This is a genomic window from Geosporobacter ferrireducens (assembly GCF_001750685.1).
GTDB classification, from domain to species: domain Bacteria; phylum Bacillota; class Clostridia; order Peptostreptococcales; family Thermotaleaceae; genus Geosporobacter; species Geosporobacter ferrireducens.
The window spans coordinates 5,341,699-5,358,485 of sequence record NZ_CP017269.1 but is presented as its reverse complement, the minus strand read 5'-3'; the positions used below and the strand labels follow the sequence as shown (position 1 = coordinate 5,358,485).

Below are 16,787 nucleotides of genomic sequence, written 5' to 3'. Positions count from 1 at the left end.
CTTAAATAAAATGAATATTCAGCTTACCCCCATCATATTTCGCGTATGCTACTTCTTTAGACTGAAGCTTTGTTGGCAGTACAAAACTTCTTCTCTCATTTTTGATTGATATCGTCAGCTCATCACCCTTTTGAGTGAGCTTTAGTTCTCTTTTATCTACAAAAGGCATATTGATTGCAAGATTGTATCCTTCAGCTTCCTTTTCTATGGTAAATATTTTATCCTGAAAAAGGATATCTTCCGGACGAATATTTCCATAAATTTTATCCCCGACTTTTTGAAGCATTTCATATTTTCTAAGTTCGTCGCCCATTAATTCTAATTTAAAAATCGGGATTCCTTTAAAACCAGCGTGGATATCATCAATGCACTCTTTCTGAATGTCTTCCCATCTTTCAAAATACCCCTTTAGAGAGTCTTTTGAAAAAATCTTATTGATGATAATGCCATCCACATTATAATCGAATAAATGAAGATAGGAAAAGCTTCTTTTGGCTTCCTTCACTACAATCTTTTCTGGTGTTGTGACAATCCTTATACTAGCAATATCCTTATCAAGCATAAGACTGTGCAGTTCATCAATTTTAGCATACAATTTTTCAATATCATCGAAGATGTCATCTGTAGGCATAGGTATTTTCATAGCAGCTTCGACGATCGGCTTTGCAATCTTCGCTCCTTTTCTTTTAATAGGAAAAAGCTTTTCCATCCACCATTTAAATAAATCCGGAAATTTAAGCAATGACATCGTCTCTCCTGTAGGTGCACAGTCCACGATTAAAACATCATATTTTCCCTCATCGTATATATCTTTAATCTTAAGCAAGGCTAACAATTCTTCAAAACCTGGGAATACTAATAATTCTTCAGCTTCTATGCTTTTATCTGATTGTAATAGTATTAGCTTTTCAAAATAGTTCTTTATATTTGCCCAAGCATGCTCATTCTCTAAAACAGAATCTATTTCCATCCCATAGAGGTTATGACTTATTCTTAGAGGATCACTGGAAAGCTTCATGTCAAATGAATCCCCTAAGCTATGGGCCTGATCTGTACTCACAACCAATACACGTTTATCTTGATTAGCTATTCTGCAAGCTGTAGCAGCTGCTATACTGGTTTTTCCTACTCCACCTTTTCCTGTATATAATATAATTCTCATACTTTCCCCTCCCATCTACGAAGAAAAATCCACATCAACTTTTTTGACTGCCTTCTTACTTTTTTCTTCCTTTATATCCTCTTTCATCAGTTCAAATGCAACATCTTTAAATAGCTCAAATGCATCTTTCTCAAACTCTTCTACTCTTTTTCTGAGATGGGTAGGCAATATTTCCTTTATTGCTTCATATTTATATTTTTCAGCTTTAATGATTTTCTTAATAAACTCCTTATTCATCCAAAGCACCCTCCTCTCTTATTCAAAATAGATACTCAGTACTTCCTCATTTAGCTTAGCTGAAGCTATCGAGTATTTTCTAATGACATTCGGTATAGGTATGTTTCTTTTGAAATTTCCAATTTTCACTATAATATCTGTTCCGGATTCGAAAATTTCAAAATCTTTTTTATTGGTAAAAGGTATATAAACATCAAGTCGATAGCCATTCTCTGTTTTTGCAAATGTTTCATTAACTGTTGTTTTTAAAACTTTGAATAGATTTGCATCCTGTAAGGAATCTTCCATCACTCGCTCTAATCCGCTAACTCCATTTATATCTACTTCATACCACTTTATTTTATAGATTGGGATATTAGAAAATATTGAGTGAATTTCGTCTAAATATTTTTTTTGTATCTGCTTCCATTGATCAAAAAAGCTATTATCTATATCTGCCGGCATGATCCTGTTAATATAGAGTCCATCCACGTTAAAATTATATAAATTTAAATACATGTAGCTTCTCTTGCTTTCCTCTAGTACCATTTTTTCCGGTATGGTAACAAGCCGTATACTGCAAATTTCCCTATCCTTTAAAAGACTTTGCAGCATCCCCAGCTTAATATAGAGTTTTTCAATATCATTCATTGCATTTTCATTCGGCATATCCAGTTTAAAAGCCACCTTGGAAATGGGCCTTAATACTTTCATTGCTACCTTTCCAATAGGAAATAACTTTTCCATATACCAGGAAAAAAGCTCTGGAAATTTTAATAAGGAAAGTGTTTCACCCGTTGGTGCACAATCTACTATGATTAAGTCATAAATATTTTGATTATATAATTCTTGTATCTTTAATAGTGAAAATAACTCTTCAATACCTGGAAATACAACAATATCTTCCATTATCTCCTCATCTTTTGCATTTTTGAAGGAGATCATATTTTTAAAAGCTTCTGAAATACTTCCGTAATGTCTATTCATCTCATAATTTGAATCTATTTCCAATGCAAAAAGATTATCGAATATTTCCGCAGGTTCTTCTTTTATTTCTTTCATGAATAAATCACTTAAGTTATGCGCCATATCCGTGCTTACAATTAAAGTTCTCATCCCTTCTTTTGCAGCTTTGACTGCATGTGCTGCTGCAGTAGTAGTTTTTCCTACTCCGCCTTTTCCTGTAAAAATTATTATTCTCCCCATACGATACCTCCTATAATTCTTTTCTAGAATAGTTCTTTTATCGAAGTATTTTGCCAAAAAATAACTTAGTATCCTAAGCTATTCAATAATTATTCTTTTAACCTTCTTAGCTGTCTGATTTTCTTCTTTCTCTTTATTTCTTCCTTGTTTTAGTATAGAAATAATTTTATTAAATATATTCATAGCCGCAAGCTTTTCTTCATCCGTTAGGACTTTATATACTTCCCTAAAATAATATTCAATGATCTTTTTTTCTTGGTCTATGAATGCTTCAGCCTTTTCTGTCAAAACAATATTTACCACTCTTCTGTCTTCATCATCTCTTTTTCTTTCCACCATTAATTTTTTTTCCAGTCTGCTAATAACTCCCGTAGTTGTGTTCAAAGGCGCATTGATATAGTCTGAAATCTCAGTCATATTCGCACGCTTGTTTCTATAGAGAAACAAAAGAGCGAGGATTTCATTTTTCGAATAATCTAAGAATGCACTGCTCCACTGGTCCGGGAAAAACAAGATTTTTAATTCGTCAATATAACTAAAAATTATCGGCTCAAAACCAAATCCTTCATTGGGTGACATTAAGCATTCTCCTTGAAATAGTTCTTTAATCGAAGTATATTTTAATTCTACATTAGAAGTATTTATATGTCAATAGAAAGCAACAACAATACCTTATGTAATTGGATAAAAACTTAATTCTATTTACTTAGATTTTGCATCTATATACATTTCGTTGCAAATAAGTTATTTATGCTTGTTGCAGATTTTTTAACATTCACTTTACTTTATATCAACCGATTAAAATATTAACTATTTTTCAATGGCCGGGACTACCTTTTGTTCCTCTCCTTGAGCTGTTACAGGTGCCTGAAGCTAGCTTGGCTTCTCGAACATTGGTCGTAGGATTTGCGGATATGTTCCTTCCTTCAGTGATTGGAAGCCGAATCGAGAGTGAATTGACACGTTTTATCATTGCATGTATTTCTGTTACGCAATTAATATATATATCATCGACTTTGACAACAGCTCTGACACGATTACTTTTTATTTAAAATAAAAAACATATAATAGGTGCAATTTGAAATCAAATTGCACCTATTATATGTTACATATATGCATTTTAAACAACGAAATAGCGGTCTCTTAATTTTAAGCTGTATACTGCAAATATTGTACTCACAACCTTATCCTTTTTATTCTCTTTACTGTCCTCTTAGCAGCAATGTTAAAAAATGTTCATCTTCTCCTTTGTTCTGCTAAATTCATTCTGAATCTCTTTAACAAGATTGGGACTATGGACAAGGTCAAACGCTGTTCCTGCCAGTATTTTTGCCGCAATAATTACGGCCTTATGTGCCCTTTCCGTTTTTCCCTCATGAATAAAATCATATGAGTGCGAAGATACATTTTCATCGACGAAAGCCACTCGAATACAGGCACCCGGCAATATATACGTTACATTGCCAAAATCAGTGGACCCTGTTTTTTCTCTTGCTGGTTTTCTAACAGGCGCATCAACCAGTTCTGCATTATTCATCAATAATTCGTTCAGTTTATAAACTGGTATCTTGCTTTCAAGCGTTTTTTCTGTTTCAATCTCATAAGTTGTATCTGTCATTAAGGCTGCACCTTCAACAATTCTTTCAAATCGTCTTGTTACTTCCTTTAAATATATTGAATTATAAGAACGTAACATAAAAGAACCTACTGTTTTCCCTGGAACTACATTACAAGGTCCTCCAGCGTCCGATACTGTATAATGCATTCTCGTATCTTCAAGAACATGTTCTCTTAAAAACTCAACACCCTGAAATGTAAGTAATAACGCATCAAGTGCACTCCTACCAAGTTCCGGCTTTAGTGCCGCATGTGCACTTTTCCCATGAAATGTAACATTTATGCTTGATGCTGCCAATGACTTAACATCTGTTTGGGTAGCCGGACCGCCATGCATCATAAGTGCAAGGTCTATATCAGAGAGGTACCCTTCTCTTAACATGATGATCTTGCCACCACCGCCCTCTTCCCCTGGTGTACCATAAACTACCAACTTAAAGGGTTTTTCTTTTATACATTCTTTTATTGCAACAGCAGCCCCTAGAATACTCGGTCCTTGCATATGATGCGCACAACCATGACCTAATCCTTCAAGTGCGTCATATTCGCACAAAAGTCCTATTGTAGGCCCCCCTGTTCCATTTTCATACACTGCACGAAATGCAGTATCTAAAGAGCCTAATCCGCATTCTACATAAAATCCATTTCTTTCTAAGTATTGGGTTAAACTTTTCACCGCTTTAATTTCTTTAAATGCCAGCTCCGGATTATCAAAAATGTAATCCGACATATCTATCAATTCTGGTCTCATACGATCAATTTCTAGAAATAATTTATTTTTCATGTAACCCTCCCATTTTTACATCGGTCCTAAATGAATCATTTGTGCTGTAAATACTAAAACACATCCAGTTAACACCCATACCAAATACATCTTCCACATAAATTTCATCCATCTGTCATAGGGAATATTTGTGACCCCTAAAATCCCCATAAGCGCTGTAGACGTTGGCAAGATATAATTACTAAAGCCATCTCCAAAGTTAAATGCTAATACAGATGTTTGCCTAGTAATTCCCACTATGTCTGAGAGTGGAATAATAATAGGCATCGTAGCTGAAGCCTGTCCGCTTCCAGATGTAATAAATGCATTAATAAAATTATTTGCAATATACATTGCAATTCCTTGGGCAAATCTTGGAACAGTTCCTAAAATTATTCCTAACCCATTCACAATCGTGTCTATGATTTTGCCTGAAGTTAGTACTTCTGGTACAGCTCTTGCCAAACCAATAATCATAGCTGCTGAAACCATCTTCTTTGCCCCATCAATAAAACAGGAAGCAATTTTACTTGGACCATACCCTGCGGCTATTCCTGCGACAATTCCTAACCATATAAATGCTGCAGAGCTTTCACTTAGCCCCCAATCTAATTTTACACCCCCGTAGACGATTACTGCCAAGGTTCCCGCTAGAGAAAGCATGACAAACCAATTTCTGGCGTTCATATCTCCAAATGTGTCTAAATCCCTGCCTACTATGGATTGATCCATAATATCTAAGTCATACATAGAACTTGATTGTGGATTTTTTCTAACTGATTTCGCATAACGAACTAAGAATATATTCGTAACAGCCATATATACTAAAAAACTCAGAATACGAAATTCTATTCCCGAATAAAGCGGCAAGTCTGCTAGCTTCTGTGCAATTATTGTGGTATTCGGATTAAGGGTTCCTGTGGAGAACCCTACTGCCCCACCTAATAATATAATGCCAGCCCCTACTATTGAATCAAATCCCATCGCTCTAACGATCATAACGATAACTGGAGCAAATCCAATAAATATGTTAACCCCTTGTGTAGTGCAGATTAATCCAAATAGAAGCGTTAATATCGGAATAAATATTGATTCTTTCGTTGAAAATTTTTTGGCAACTTTGCCCACAGCAGCTTGTAATGCACCACTACTGGTAATTACATTAAATGCACCGCCTGATAATATAATCAAGAAAAATAAATCGGCGGACTTTATAAATCCATTAATAATATATAAAGGTATGCTGAATAAACTTACATGTGAAGAATCAATGTATTTAAATGTTGTTGGGTTTACTACTGTTATTCCTAAATCATTTTTAGTTCTCTCAAATTCTCCGGCTGGTATTATCCAAGTAAAGGCCACGGCAAATATTATGATGAAAAGGATAATAACAAATGAATGCGGAACTTTGAACATCTTCTTACTGTTCTCTTTTTGCACTGTTTCTACTTTGTCTTGCCTTTCTTTACTGAATGTTGACATAATTTACTCCTCCCCCTGTTATCTCACTCTCACATGGAATCATTTTATGTGAGCTATTATGCATATTTTATTACAAAACAAAAAACTACAGAAATATCAATATTTTATTGCTTACCCATAGAAATTTTCTATGGCTTATTCTTTTTATTTTTATCATCCATTCCCTTATCTCATTAAAATATTATTAATAGTACAAACTTGTTCAGCGTCTAACATTGTAGTATAATAATTAGAAAAATTAGAACATTACCTTTATTTGATCTCTTAATGATTATTTGATTGTATAAGAGGGGACTTATATGGATTCGATGGACTGGATTATACTTAAAACTATTGATGCTGAAAAAAGCCTATGCAAAACTGCAGAACGCCTTTATATTTCTCAACCTTCTCTTACTTATCGTCTTAATAAATTAGAAAAGGAGTTTGGGATAAAAATATTAAATCGTCACTCCAACGGAGTTTCCTTTACAACAAAAGGTGAATCTCTGTTAGCATACGCTAGAGAAATGTTAGAAAAATTTGAACTACTGAAAAATCATCTTCAGAATGCAAATGATCCAATAAAAGGTACAATACGGCTAGGTATTAGTACTGTCTTTGCAAAATACAAAATTGCACCCCTTCTCAAAACATTTCAAAATCGATTTCCTAATGTAGAAGTAGTTTTAAGGACAGGATCGAGCACGCTTCAGCTTCCTAATATGCTGCAGCAAGATGACGTTGACGTAATCATTCGTAGAGGCGATATGGGGTGGGCAGAAAAAAAACATGTTATTAGCGAAGAACCCTACGGTATTATATCTTCAATTCCTATTGAGTTCAAACAATTGCCTTCTATCCCTTGGATCCAAGATGATACAACAACAATTACACAATTAGATAAAGAATTTTATGATTGGTGGATGGATCATTTTTTCACTCCGCCACCCTCCAACATTATACGGGTAAACTCAATAGAAGCTAGCATTCAAATGGTTTCTCACGGTTTTGGATGGACGATTTTACCTAAAATGCATATCAGAAACCAACGTTCAATTCTCTTTTATCCTTTGATTTGGCTGGATGGACAACCTATGCTGAGAAAAACCGTTATGCTTTATAAAAATAAATCTGCAGAACAACCGGCAATTAAAGTTTTTACAGATTTTATAATAAATGAGTTTTGATCTTGTTTTAATCGTGGGCAAATCTCTCTGAATTGGGATAATTAAATCTGTAAAACCGCATTTATAAAAATAAAAAGAAAGCTCTCTAAGCGGCAGAGAGCTTTCTTTTTATTTTTAAATTCCGAATTGCATAAATTCACATTGAGCGCTAAAGTCTACAAAACAAAGGACAATAAAAGAAACAGTAATAAAGAAGCATATATAAACCGCTGCCGACATGAACAGTTTTGAAAAGAATCTGAAACTGCCAAACTATACCTGTTCCTTTTCTACGCTTTTCTCTTGACGTCCACCCAAAACATTGACTACCAAACCAGTCATCACCAATAATGCTCCGATCATCTGCCACAGAGAGAATGTCTCTTTCAAAAATACAGCTGCACTGCTCATGCCTATTACCGGTACCAATAGTGCAAATGGAGAAACCATCGCTGCAGGATAACGGGACAGCAGCTTCCCCCACAAGCCATAACCAGCAAGCGAAGCAAAGTAAGCCAAGTAAATTATCGAAAGGATTGTAATCCGATTGACGGAATGCCATGCAGCTTGCCATGCCGAGGGTCCTTCAAAGCATAAAGATAAGAATGCTAAAGGTAGTATAGCTACTGCCCCTGCCCAGACGACTAAAGATAACATAGAAAAGGGAGGAACGCCCTGCGTAGCACGACGCATAATTACATTGCCCGCACCCCAGCTGGCAGATGCTGTCAGGGTGAGCCAGAAGCCGGCTGCTGTCATACTGCTTCCTTGCTGCGATCCTACAACAACCATACCACCAGCAGCTATTATAAGACCTACTACATGATTCCAATGCCACCGCTCTCCTATCAACGCGGCCGCAATCACCAATGTAAAAAACGCCTGGGATTGATGTACAAGAGAAGATAGCCCTGCGGGCATCCCCAGTTTAACGCCCATGAAAAGAAAAGCAAACTGCCCCACGTTGAGGGTCAAACCCAGAGCAATGAGCCAAGGCCAAGCTACCGGTGGCTTTGGCAAGAAAAAGATTGCCGGCAGACATACAACAATAAAACGGACAGCTGCCAACAGCAATGGAGGCATATTTGCCAAACCCAGTTTAATGGCAATAAAGTTAAGCCCCCATAAAATCACTACAATTAATCCTATTCCGATATCACGTCTGTTCAAGATATCCTCCCCCTAAATATATTAAAGTTTAAGACTACTGCTTCTAAGCTTGATTATGCCATATTTGCTGCTAAAAAATGCTCTTAAATTCAATATTATCAATAAACCTGTTAATTGCTTCCTTGTCACCAGAATTATATCCACGCATTAATTGTATCCGTTTATTGAACATCCTTTCTCCTAGTGTAATATAAGCGATATAGGTACATAGGGTAAAATTCTCTATTGTTTTATCTCCAAAATAAAAGAGTATCGGTTCTATTTTACCAGCCTCTTTGTCGAAATCACTTGATACAAAGTTATATGAATTTTTTACGACTGTAACCTTATCACAGTAAGGTATTTTCCGGTCAATTACCTTATCAGACAGTTCGATTCCTAGTTTTAGATAGTAGGCCTTTACTTCTTTATTTATCCTATAATCGGTTTCCCAATCTTGATCATTTTCTTCCTTACTCTGCAGTCCCCACCGTTTACAGGCTATTGGCGCCACCTTATGAATTAAACATCTTTTGTTATTATCCAAAAAAGGGCAGCCTAACGTTGGATCAATCAGGCCATAAAAGAATTCTAGCATTGCGTTCTTCGTGATTTGCTTCTTTTGTATATCACGCAGTTCTCCATTGCGCAAATAATCTATAACATATAGTAATTCCGGATAGGTGATGACAGGAGAATCTGTACAACACACCCCGCAACCTGCACATGTAGTTTCTGGAAATTTCTTATAAATTCTGTCCAATTTTTCTTTATATCCTTTGCTTATAAACACCTTCAGATCTCTATCAATTGTCTTTCGACTCATCATCAGAATATCCCCCCTATAAATATTTATTCAATAGATTCAATCACTTTTACCATTATGCCATATTTTAAAGTATTTACAACTGATTATAACGAATATCCTATATTTTCTTTTATAAATTGTACAAGAAAACCACCTGCTATTTAAATAAGATTCACTATGAAACTAAGTTTCCTCTAGCATAATTTATTTTTTTTATGAATAATTGAATTTATATAGGGTAATATCTTTAATATCAAATGTACAGAGTTTGAGTATGTATTTTGCAAACATTTACAGAATGCATACTCAAAGTACATAAATAGTAGAAAGGAGAATTCAATAATGGAAAAGGTTAAATTAGCAGTTATATATTATAGTTCCACAGGAACGAACTACCAATTGGCAAAATGGGCGGAAGAGGCTGCAATAGAAGCTGGAGCTGATGTAAAGGTCGTCAAAGTACAGGAACTTGCTCCTGATGCAGCAATTGACTCTAATCCTGCTTGGAGAGCACATGTAAATCAAACGAAAGACGTACCTACAGCTACTCATGAAGACCTCGATTGGGCAGATGCTTATATTTTTAGTATGCCTACTAGATTTGGAAATGTTCCCTCTCAAATAAAGCAATTTATCGATACCGCAGGTGGTCTCTGGGCCCAAGGCAAACTTGTAAATAAGGTTGTCAGTGCTATGTCTTCAGCGCAAAATTCCCATGGTGGGCAAGAAGAAACCATTAAAAGCTTATATACATCCATGATGCACTGGGGTACAATTATAGTTCCTCCCGGGTATACAGATCCATCGATCTTTGCTGCAGGCGGCAATCCATACGGAACAAGTGTGACAGTAGATCAAGAGGGAAAAATGCTGGAAGATGTTAAAGAAGCTGTTAAACATCAGGCTAGAAGGACAATAACTGTTGCAGAGTGGGTTAAAAAAGGCCGCTAGAAGTAAATTTGCTTATCTTAAAAGGCTTTAGAAAATGATTATGCAAATGCACCTGCCCAAATACAATTAGATTTCTTAATAAAGCCAGACATTGCTGCATAGTAAAACCCCTTGGTTTAAACCAGGGGGTTAGTTATTTTCTAAAATTGTATTTAAGGAATAGTTTTTTTAACCTTGCCTAGCCAAAGTAAAAATTGAATTTTCGTCAGGGTTCAATTTGTCTAATTCCTTAGCTAGCAATTCTAGTGTTTTTATAGCTTTCTTAGCAGCACTTTCTAAGTCAATAAATTTTTTCATTTGTTCTTCTATATTATGGAAATTTATCTATATAAACACTAACAAAAGAGTCTCCTAAATTTCTAGCTGCATAATCAAATATGTATGCTTCAATAGCTAAAGAAAAAAATATAACTGTACTTAGATAATTCTCCTGAATCTCCTCCTGTATACCCATTGTCTCTGCTTCTTATATATGAATAGCGATCATAATCTATTTCTGACCAATCTGTTGTCTCTATTTCCAACTGCTCTATAATCTTTTTTAATTCAATTTCTTTGTTTATGGCTTTTTGTAAATTTTCTTTAGCCATTTTACTATAGACTACATGAATTACCCAACGGGCAAACCCTTTATCTTTTTTTCATTACACATTTTCTAGTTCCTCCTTCATAATTTTTAAGGAACATACTGACAATATATTTTTATAAATTCAATCCTATGTAAGCATCGTTGATCTCATCCTGGGTGATTCCTAAGTACCTTTTGGTTACCGATAAGCTGCTGTGGTTTAGTACCTCCATTATGATCGGCAGTGGCACACCACTCTTCCAAGCCCAATAGCCCCAGGTCTTCCTAAGGGTATGGGTACCTACATTTTCTTTTACCCCTAAAGCTGCACAAGCATTCTTTAAAATAGTCCATGTCATTTTTCGTCCTAGAGCGCAATTATCACCCTTTCTCGAGAAAAAAATATAGTGGGCAAAGGTTTACCTCTAATTCTAAAAGCCGTTTTAGGGCATCCTGAGCGCTCTGGTTGATAGGGAGTTTTTTCTCTTTACCGGTCTTACCTTCCCGTATATAAGTATGCTCCTTAAACTTCTTTTTTCTCTAAGGGTACTTTCTTTTTTCTTTAAATCTATTGCTGCAAAGGCAATAGATTTTTTTATGTAACTGCACAGGTTGATTCTGAATAGGTAATCATTAAACTTTTTGTTGAGGCTTTCTATGGATGTCTGATTCTTCAATAGGATGCCATTAATGTATAGATCCCTATTTTCTGTATCTTCTTCTAGAAAGCTTCTTGCCAGGTGATCCATCTTATCCCCTCCTTAAGTAAACCTCGATACATCCTTTTCCAATAGTAAAAAGCTTAAATTTGAAAGTAATTAAATTCCCCTACTATATAAGACAGATTTTATAAGATTTAATCATCCATTTTTTGTAAAAAAAAACTACAAGTTCTAAAAATAGGAATATATTCCCATATTATTACAGAGATAGAAATAATTATAACATATTTATAGAACGTATGTTCGATAAAATAAGTAAAAAAATATAGCTTTTCTAACTCAAAAATTTGCCTCACTTTATATAAAACGGAGAAAGAGATAAATAAATCAACCACTTTTGAAAAAAAGTTTTTAAAAAATATTTTTGGAATATGGTTGATTTATTTATCCTTTTTTTCTTCTTATCTAATGTAGGGCAAAACGAACTGGCCAGAGAGTGGAAGCCTAGAAAAATATAAAAAACAAAAGGGAGAGGATTTTATGCCATTGCAAGTTATAGGAAATGTTAGCTACAAAAATTATACGCCTGCTCAAGCTTTTCAATTTGCTGTAATGGAGCTTGGAACAAGTGCTAAAGATTTATTTGCACTTATTGCGGAGATAGGAATAACAGCTTATGCTTCAGCTGCTTTGAAAGGAATTGCTAAAACGGCTTTCCAAACAGCAGCTGATCCAGTAATGACAGAGCTTGAAATTTTTAAAGCTATTGAAGCTGCTGGTTTAACATCTAGTTTAAAAACAGTTGCAGATACAATGGTCAAGAAAGAACAGGCTGGTTTAAACCCAGGATATATGATCATTAAGTGGGCGGATTGCCAATGGGTTTCAAGCAATGGAAACCAATATTCTGGTGTATTTTATGGACCTGCATCAATTTTCTGGTCTGCTACCAAATACTAAAATAAAAAAGAAGAGGAATTTAGTATTCCTCAGACCATCGAAAAAGTGCTAAATCTGCGAAATTAATAAAGAAACCCCTTGAAAATTAAGACTTCGCGTAATGCAATTTCTTAAATCAAGGGGTTTTTCGATAACCTCAGGAATTTAGTATTCCTCTTCTTTTTTATTTTTTCTGTTAATATAAAATATTGAAATTGCTACTAGACAGGACAGAGCAACCATTGCTACTCTTAATAAAATATACTGATTTTTTATATTTAATAAAACCTCATTACTAGTATTTTCTTTAATAGAATTTAAATTTGATAATGTTCTTGCAAATTCTACTATTTCAATTCGGTGTATTATTTTATTTAAGAGAAATAGATATACAACAATACATACTATTGATAAAGTTACTCTTTTCTCTTTGCTAAAAGTTTTATTATCCACTTTGCACCTCCATAAAATATATGATAACCAAAAACTTAATATAAAAAGCAGTTTATTTTTTATTATATCATGTTATTGCTCTAAAGTTTCCTTTTGTAGATAGCACCATAGACTAGTATTTAAAGAACAATTTAGGGATTAGTTGCTACACTATTCAAATAGGTCGTTTACAATTGGGATAATATTAATTAGTGGTTCTTCATAAGAACGGCATTTTTAACGTGTTCTCTTTTACACCTTATTTCAACTTTGCATTCTTCACCTTCACATACTTTATCAACCTCACCATTAAATGGACTTGAGCCTTCTAAAGGTCTCCAATATCCCCTCACGTTTGTTATAGAAATAACGTTATCATAATCTCCAATCTTACAAGCGTTGACTTTATTGAGCTCATCTCTTAACTTTAATATATATTCTTCTGGAACATATATTTCTATTTTTACTTCTTTAAATTCCATAATCATAATCTCCTTTTTTCTTATGTTCTCTTATAAAGTATTATAAATTCAATCCCGGTTACCTTAATAGTAAAAGGAAAAATGATATCATCAAAGAATATGATCTTACTGCATCAGCGCTTGATAAATAGATCAAGCAGTCTGAAACGACTGGTTCCTTCCGTGAAAAAGACACTACTATGAGATAGAAAATCTAAAATAACTCTTAGTCTCTGAACTCTGAATATAACAGATTACATAACCAATAAAACCAACGAAAGCCACATTATTTGTGGATTTTAAAATGTTCTTTTTCTTTCCAATACAATAAATTCAAAAACAAGTTTATAAGCTTTGCTTGTTCCTTTAGTTCTTCTTCAGGTACTACTCCAAAATATTTTCCTTTCATATCTCTAGATTCCAGTGTCCACAAAAATGCCTTGAATTTAGGAAATTGTTCTATATGTTCCTGCATATAAAAAATCAAATCACTTATTTTTTTATATGCCATACTATTAGCATTTTTGTTTTGCATATATGCATCCGGATTTTTTAAGAGTTCTATAGATTTTGCAATTTTGTAGCGATATTCATCATGTCCTACACCATTTTCATATTGAGAAATATAATTTTCATAGCTCATGCAAAAAATCCTATACATTATATCGCTCCTTAAAATAGGGTAATTTCTCTATGAATGCCTCCCGCTTAGATGGATAAATATCCTCTCGCTGTAATACCTCTTCAATAATCTGTAAAATTAAATTCTTATCACTTTGCTTTATTAACAGAGCTATATCTTCAATATCTTTTGACTCCATCCTAATAATCTTGCTGACAATGATATCTTCTTTAGCTAAGACATATATTTGCAAATACTTAAACTCGGTTAATTGTTTAGCTCTTGTTTTATATGTAGGTGCAAGGATTGTGCTCTCATACTCTAACATATCAAAATCGCCTAAGTATCGGAACACTTTTCCCAGTTTAGCTGAATAACCAAGATCAACAAAATCAAAATCTCTTGTTGCTCTGTCGGTATATCTCCCTAATATGCAGGCAGAACCTCCCAAAAAATAAATTGAAAATGATTCCACCTCCAAAGCAACTGCAACTTTCTCCATATTTTTAAGATCTTCCACCATCGAATCATAGTTATTCATTAGTCTTCACCTCTTTATCCAAAATATCTTTTTTAGTATCTTGCTTTATATCGGTTATTATATCATAATTCTATTATTCTGTTATTAAGGTTTTGCCCACAAGATGAATCATTCTGACCGGATTTTATCTTGTATATGGTTTACAAAGGAAATTTATGGGATACAATATAAATCAATCATATTATGATGTAAGGCGGAGATAGAATGGATGATTATTTTGATAATCTAGATGTTATTGAAAAGAACCTTAAATATTTCATTGAAAATCATGGCGAGATCTATGATGCTTACGAAAACTTTGGAAGATTAGTTCATGTAGAAGGCGGCCCCCTAGATGAAAAAACCCGTTGGCTTATTAAAGTAGCTCTGTCTACAAGTTCTCAGTATGAGTATGCCTTAAGAACGCATATTTTAAAAGCTTTAAAAAGCGGATGCACAGAAGAAGAGATAGAACACACTATACTCCTTGTGGCACCTACCTGTGGATTTCCTAGGATGATGCAAGGCTTACTCATCCTGAGGCATATTCTAAAGCTGCAGAAATAACTTTCTCTCTTAATGTTTATTACCCAATCAAACGAGTGAAAGGAGCTCTGAACACAGAGCTCCTTTCACTCGTTTGGATGCTTCGTTTACTTCAATTATATACCGGCAGCTTCAGCTTTTGAAATTGCTTCACTGTTTTTAACCACACGCTGTTCTTCTTTAGGAAGAATAATATTCAACACTAGGGCAATCATACAGGAAACCACCATACCAGAACCTGAGAAAATAAGATTTACTGATTCAGGTAAATACTGCAGCGCTTCCGGAACTGATCCTAATCCCAATCCCAACCCTAAAGCCACCGCAACGATCAATAAATTTCTCTGATTTAATTCATCTTTCGTAACCAATACAATGCCAGAAGTTGCAATCATGGCAAACATTACAACAGCCGCTCCCCCTAGGACACTTTGCGGCATTACAGCAAGTACTGCTCCCAATTTAGGGATTAGACCCGCTAGAATCAAGAAAAAAGCACCCACGCTAACAACATATCTGCTCATAATTCCAGTCAGGGATACGATTCCAACATTCTGACTAAAAGAAGTATTAGGAAATGCATTAAAGAGCGCGGCAAAACTGCTGGCTAAACCATCTGCAATAACCCCACCGGAAAGTTCCCGGTCTGTTGCTTCTCTTCCAGCACCTCCAACGGTAATACCTGAAATATCACCAACTGTTTCAACTGTTGTTACTACGTATAAGATAAACATTGCGATAATAGCAGGTCCATGAAAGGTCATCCCATAAGCCATCGGTGTTGGAATAGAAAACCAAGCAGCATCCATCACAGAAGTAAAGTCAACTTTACCCATGAAAATAGCAGCTACATAACCTACCGTGATACCTATTAAAATGGCAGCCATTCTTAAAATTCCTTGAAAATATTGATTAAAGAATATAATAGTTACTAATACCAAGCTTCCTAGCGCTAGATTCTGCAAAGAACCAAAATCTGATGCACCGGCACCGCCAGCGAAATATTTAATGCCAGTAGGCAGTAATGATAGACCAATGGTCAGCAATACGGTCCCCGTAACAATCGGAGGAAAGAACTTACGCAGGGGTTTTAAAAAATAACCTAAAATCGCTTCGAAAAAACCCCCGACAAAAGCAGCACCTAATATACCAGATAAACCAAACTGTTTGCCAATCGCTATAGAAGTTGGAACAAAACCAAAGCTGGTCCCCATAACAATCGGCAAGTTGGCACCTACCGGACCAATGCGATTCGTCTGAATAAGCGTGGTAATCCCTGCTACAAACATAGCACACTGAATTAGAAATGTTTTTTCACCTACTGTTAGCCCAAGGGCACCAGCAATGATTAATGGTACTGTCACATTACCGGCAAACATAGCCAGCACGTGTTGCAAACCAAGAGGAACTGCTTCTTTTAAAGGTGGCTTACCATCTACATCATACTTTGAAGTAGCATTTGGATTATTGTTCTGGATATCTGACATTTTAGTTGCCTCCATTTTTTAGTTTATATTTTTAGGATAGATATA

The 16,787-nt window shown here is 34.9% G+C and carries 21 protein-coding genes; 4 read left to right on the top strand and 17 right to left on the bottom strand.

Annotated elements, in window-relative coordinates; all coding sequences use genetic code 11:
- Position 1 precedes the first annotated feature (1 nt).
- The 6 genes from Gferi_RS25150 to Gferi_RS25125 all read right to left on the bottom strand — a co-directional run bounded on the left by Gferi_RS25150 (position 2) and on the right by Gferi_RS25125 (position 6,449).
- Positions 2–1,162 (bottom strand): ArsA family ATPase, encoded by a 1,161-nt coding sequence (locus tag Gferi_RS25150; RefSeq protein ID WP_069980858.1) that lies wholly within the window; start codon positions 1,160–1,162, stop codon positions 2–4.
- Between the two features lie 15 nt (positions 1,163–1,177).
- Positions 1,178–1,399 carry a hypothetical protein gene (locus Gferi_RS25145; protein ID WP_069980857.1) on the bottom strand — a complete coding sequence of 74 codons (222 nt, stop codon included), beginning with the start codon at positions 1,397–1,399 and terminating at the stop codon, positions 1,178–1,180.
- Between the two features lie 18 nt (positions 1,400–1,417).
- Positions 1,418–2,584, bottom strand: a complete 1,167-nt coding sequence (locus Gferi_RS25140) for an ArsA family ATPase (RefSeq protein ID WP_069980856.1) — start codon at positions 2,582–2,584, stop codon at positions 1,418–1,420.
- A gap of 78 nt (positions 2,585–2,662) precedes the next feature.
- Complete coding sequence (locus Gferi_RS25135; protein WP_069980855.1) at positions 2,663–3,163, bottom strand: MarR family winged helix-turn-helix transcriptional regulator; 501 nt, start codon at positions 3,161–3,163, stop codon at positions 2,663–2,665.
- Between the two features lie 646 nt (positions 3,164–3,809).
- Complete coding sequence (locus tag Gferi_RS25130) at positions 3,810–4,985, bottom strand: M20 family metallopeptidase (protein ID WP_069980854.1); 1,176 nt, start codon at positions 4,983–4,985, stop codon at positions 3,810–3,812.
- A gap of 15 nt (positions 4,986–5,000) precedes the next feature.
- A complete protein-coding gene (locus tag Gferi_RS25125) occupies positions 5,001–6,449 on the bottom strand; it encodes a YfcC family protein (protein WP_083273762.1) in 1,449 nt (482 codons plus the stop codon).
- 299 nt (positions 6,450–6,748) lie between these two features.
- Between Gferi_RS25125 and Gferi_RS25120 the strand changes: the two genes are divergently transcribed.
- Positions 6,749–7,618, top strand: coding sequence for a LysR family transcriptional regulator (locus tag Gferi_RS25120; protein WP_069980853.1), 870 nt, complete (start codon positions 6,749–6,751; stop codon positions 7,616–7,618).
- Between the two features lie 252 nt (positions 7,619–7,870).
- Here the strand turns inward: Gferi_RS25120 and Gferi_RS25115 are convergent, their stop codons facing one another.
- Both Gferi_RS25115 and Gferi_RS25110 read right to left on the bottom strand, forming a co-directional pair.
- Positions 7,871–8,767 (bottom strand): EamA family transporter, encoded by an 897-nt coding sequence (locus tag Gferi_RS25115; RefSeq protein ID WP_069980852.1) that lies wholly within the window; start codon positions 8,765–8,767, stop codon positions 7,871–7,873.
- Positions 8,768–8,837: 70 nt separating this feature from the next.
- Positions 8,838–9,575 carry a YkgJ family cysteine cluster protein gene (locus Gferi_RS25110; RefSeq protein WP_069980851.1) on the bottom strand — a complete coding sequence of 246 codons (738 nt, stop codon included), beginning with the start codon at positions 9,573–9,575 and terminating at the stop codon, positions 8,838–8,840.
- 321 nt (positions 9,576–9,896) lie between these two features.
- Between Gferi_RS25110 and wrbA the strand changes: the two genes are divergently transcribed.
- Complete coding sequence (gene wrbA / locus Gferi_RS25105; RefSeq protein ID WP_069980850.1) at positions 9,897–10,505, top strand: NAD(P)H:quinone oxidoreductase; 609 nt, start codon at positions 9,897–9,899, stop codon at positions 10,503–10,505.
- A 168-nt stretch (positions 10,506–10,673) separates the two neighbouring features.
- On the opposite strand, the gene Gferi_RS29070 is transcribed toward wrbA, so the two are convergent.
- The 4 genes from Gferi_RS29070 to Gferi_RS25090 form a co-directional block, all read right to left on the bottom strand.
- Complete coding sequence (locus Gferi_RS29070; protein ID WP_257785960.1) at positions 10,674–10,802, bottom strand: hypothetical protein; 129 nt, start codon at positions 10,800–10,802, stop codon at positions 10,674–10,676.
- An 89-nt stretch (positions 10,803–10,891) separates the two neighbouring features.
- Positions 10,892–11,095 carry a hypothetical protein gene (locus Gferi_RS25100; protein ID WP_069980849.1) on the bottom strand — a complete coding sequence of 68 codons (204 nt, stop codon included), beginning with the start codon at positions 11,093–11,095 and terminating at the stop codon, positions 10,892–10,894.
- A 112-nt stretch (positions 11,096–11,207) separates the two neighbouring features.
- Positions 11,208–11,477: a tyrosine-type recombinase/integrase gene (locus Gferi_RS25095; RefSeq protein ID WP_083273761.1), complete on the bottom strand. Its 270-nt coding sequence runs from the start codon at positions 11,475–11,477 to the stop codon at positions 11,208–11,210.
- Between the two features lie 39 nt (positions 11,478–11,516).
- Positions 11,517–11,822, bottom strand: a complete 306-nt coding sequence (locus Gferi_RS25090) for a hypothetical protein (protein WP_069980847.1) — start codon at positions 11,820–11,822, stop codon at positions 11,517–11,519.
- Positions 11,823–12,275: 453 nt separating this feature from the next.
- Between Gferi_RS25090 and Gferi_RS25085 the strand changes: the two genes are divergently transcribed.
- The gene (locus tag Gferi_RS25085; protein ID WP_069980846.1) at positions 12,276–12,695 is read left to right on the top strand and encodes a hypothetical protein; all 420 of its coding nucleotides are present in this window, start codon (positions 12,276–12,278) and stop codon (positions 12,693–12,695) included.
- 144 nt (positions 12,696–12,839) lie between these two features.
- Here Gferi_RS25085 and Gferi_RS25080 read toward each other — a convergent pair whose 3' ends face one another.
- The 4 genes from Gferi_RS25080 to Gferi_RS25065 form a co-directional block, all read right to left on the bottom strand.
- Entirely contained in the window at positions 12,840–13,127 is a 288-nt protein-coding gene (locus Gferi_RS25080; protein ID WP_069980845.1) for a hypothetical protein, read from the bottom strand.
- A 188-nt stretch (positions 13,128–13,315) separates the two neighbouring features.
- Complete coding sequence (locus tag Gferi_RS25075; RefSeq protein ID WP_330389513.1) at positions 13,316–13,588, bottom strand: hypothetical protein; 273 nt, start codon at positions 13,586–13,588, stop codon at positions 13,316–13,318.
- A 265-nt stretch (positions 13,589–13,853) separates the two neighbouring features.
- Positions 13,854–14,210, bottom strand: coding sequence for a hypothetical protein (locus Gferi_RS25070; RefSeq protein ID WP_236932655.1), 357 nt, complete (start codon positions 14,208–14,210; stop codon positions 13,854–13,856).
- Positions 14,211–14,220: 10 nt separating this feature from the next.
- The gene (locus Gferi_RS25065; RefSeq protein ID WP_069980843.1) at positions 14,221–14,730 is read right to left on the bottom strand and encodes a DUF6036 family nucleotidyltransferase; all 510 of its coding nucleotides are present in this window, start codon (positions 14,728–14,730) and stop codon (positions 14,221–14,223) included.
- A 204-nt stretch (positions 14,731–14,934) separates the two neighbouring features.
- On the opposite strand from Gferi_RS25065, the gene Gferi_RS25060 reads away from it, so the two are divergent.
- Positions 14,935–15,276: a carboxymuconolactone decarboxylase family protein gene (locus Gferi_RS25060; RefSeq protein ID WP_069980842.1), complete on the top strand. Its 342-nt coding sequence runs from the start codon at positions 14,935–14,937 to the stop codon at positions 15,274–15,276.
- 95 nt (positions 15,277–15,371) lie between these two features.
- Here the strand turns inward: Gferi_RS25060 and Gferi_RS25055 are convergent, their stop codons facing one another.
- Entirely contained in the window at positions 15,372–16,742 is a 1,371-nt protein-coding gene (locus Gferi_RS25055; protein ID WP_069980841.1) for a uracil-xanthine permease family protein, read from the bottom strand.
- Positions 16,743–16,787 lie beyond the last annotated feature (45 nt).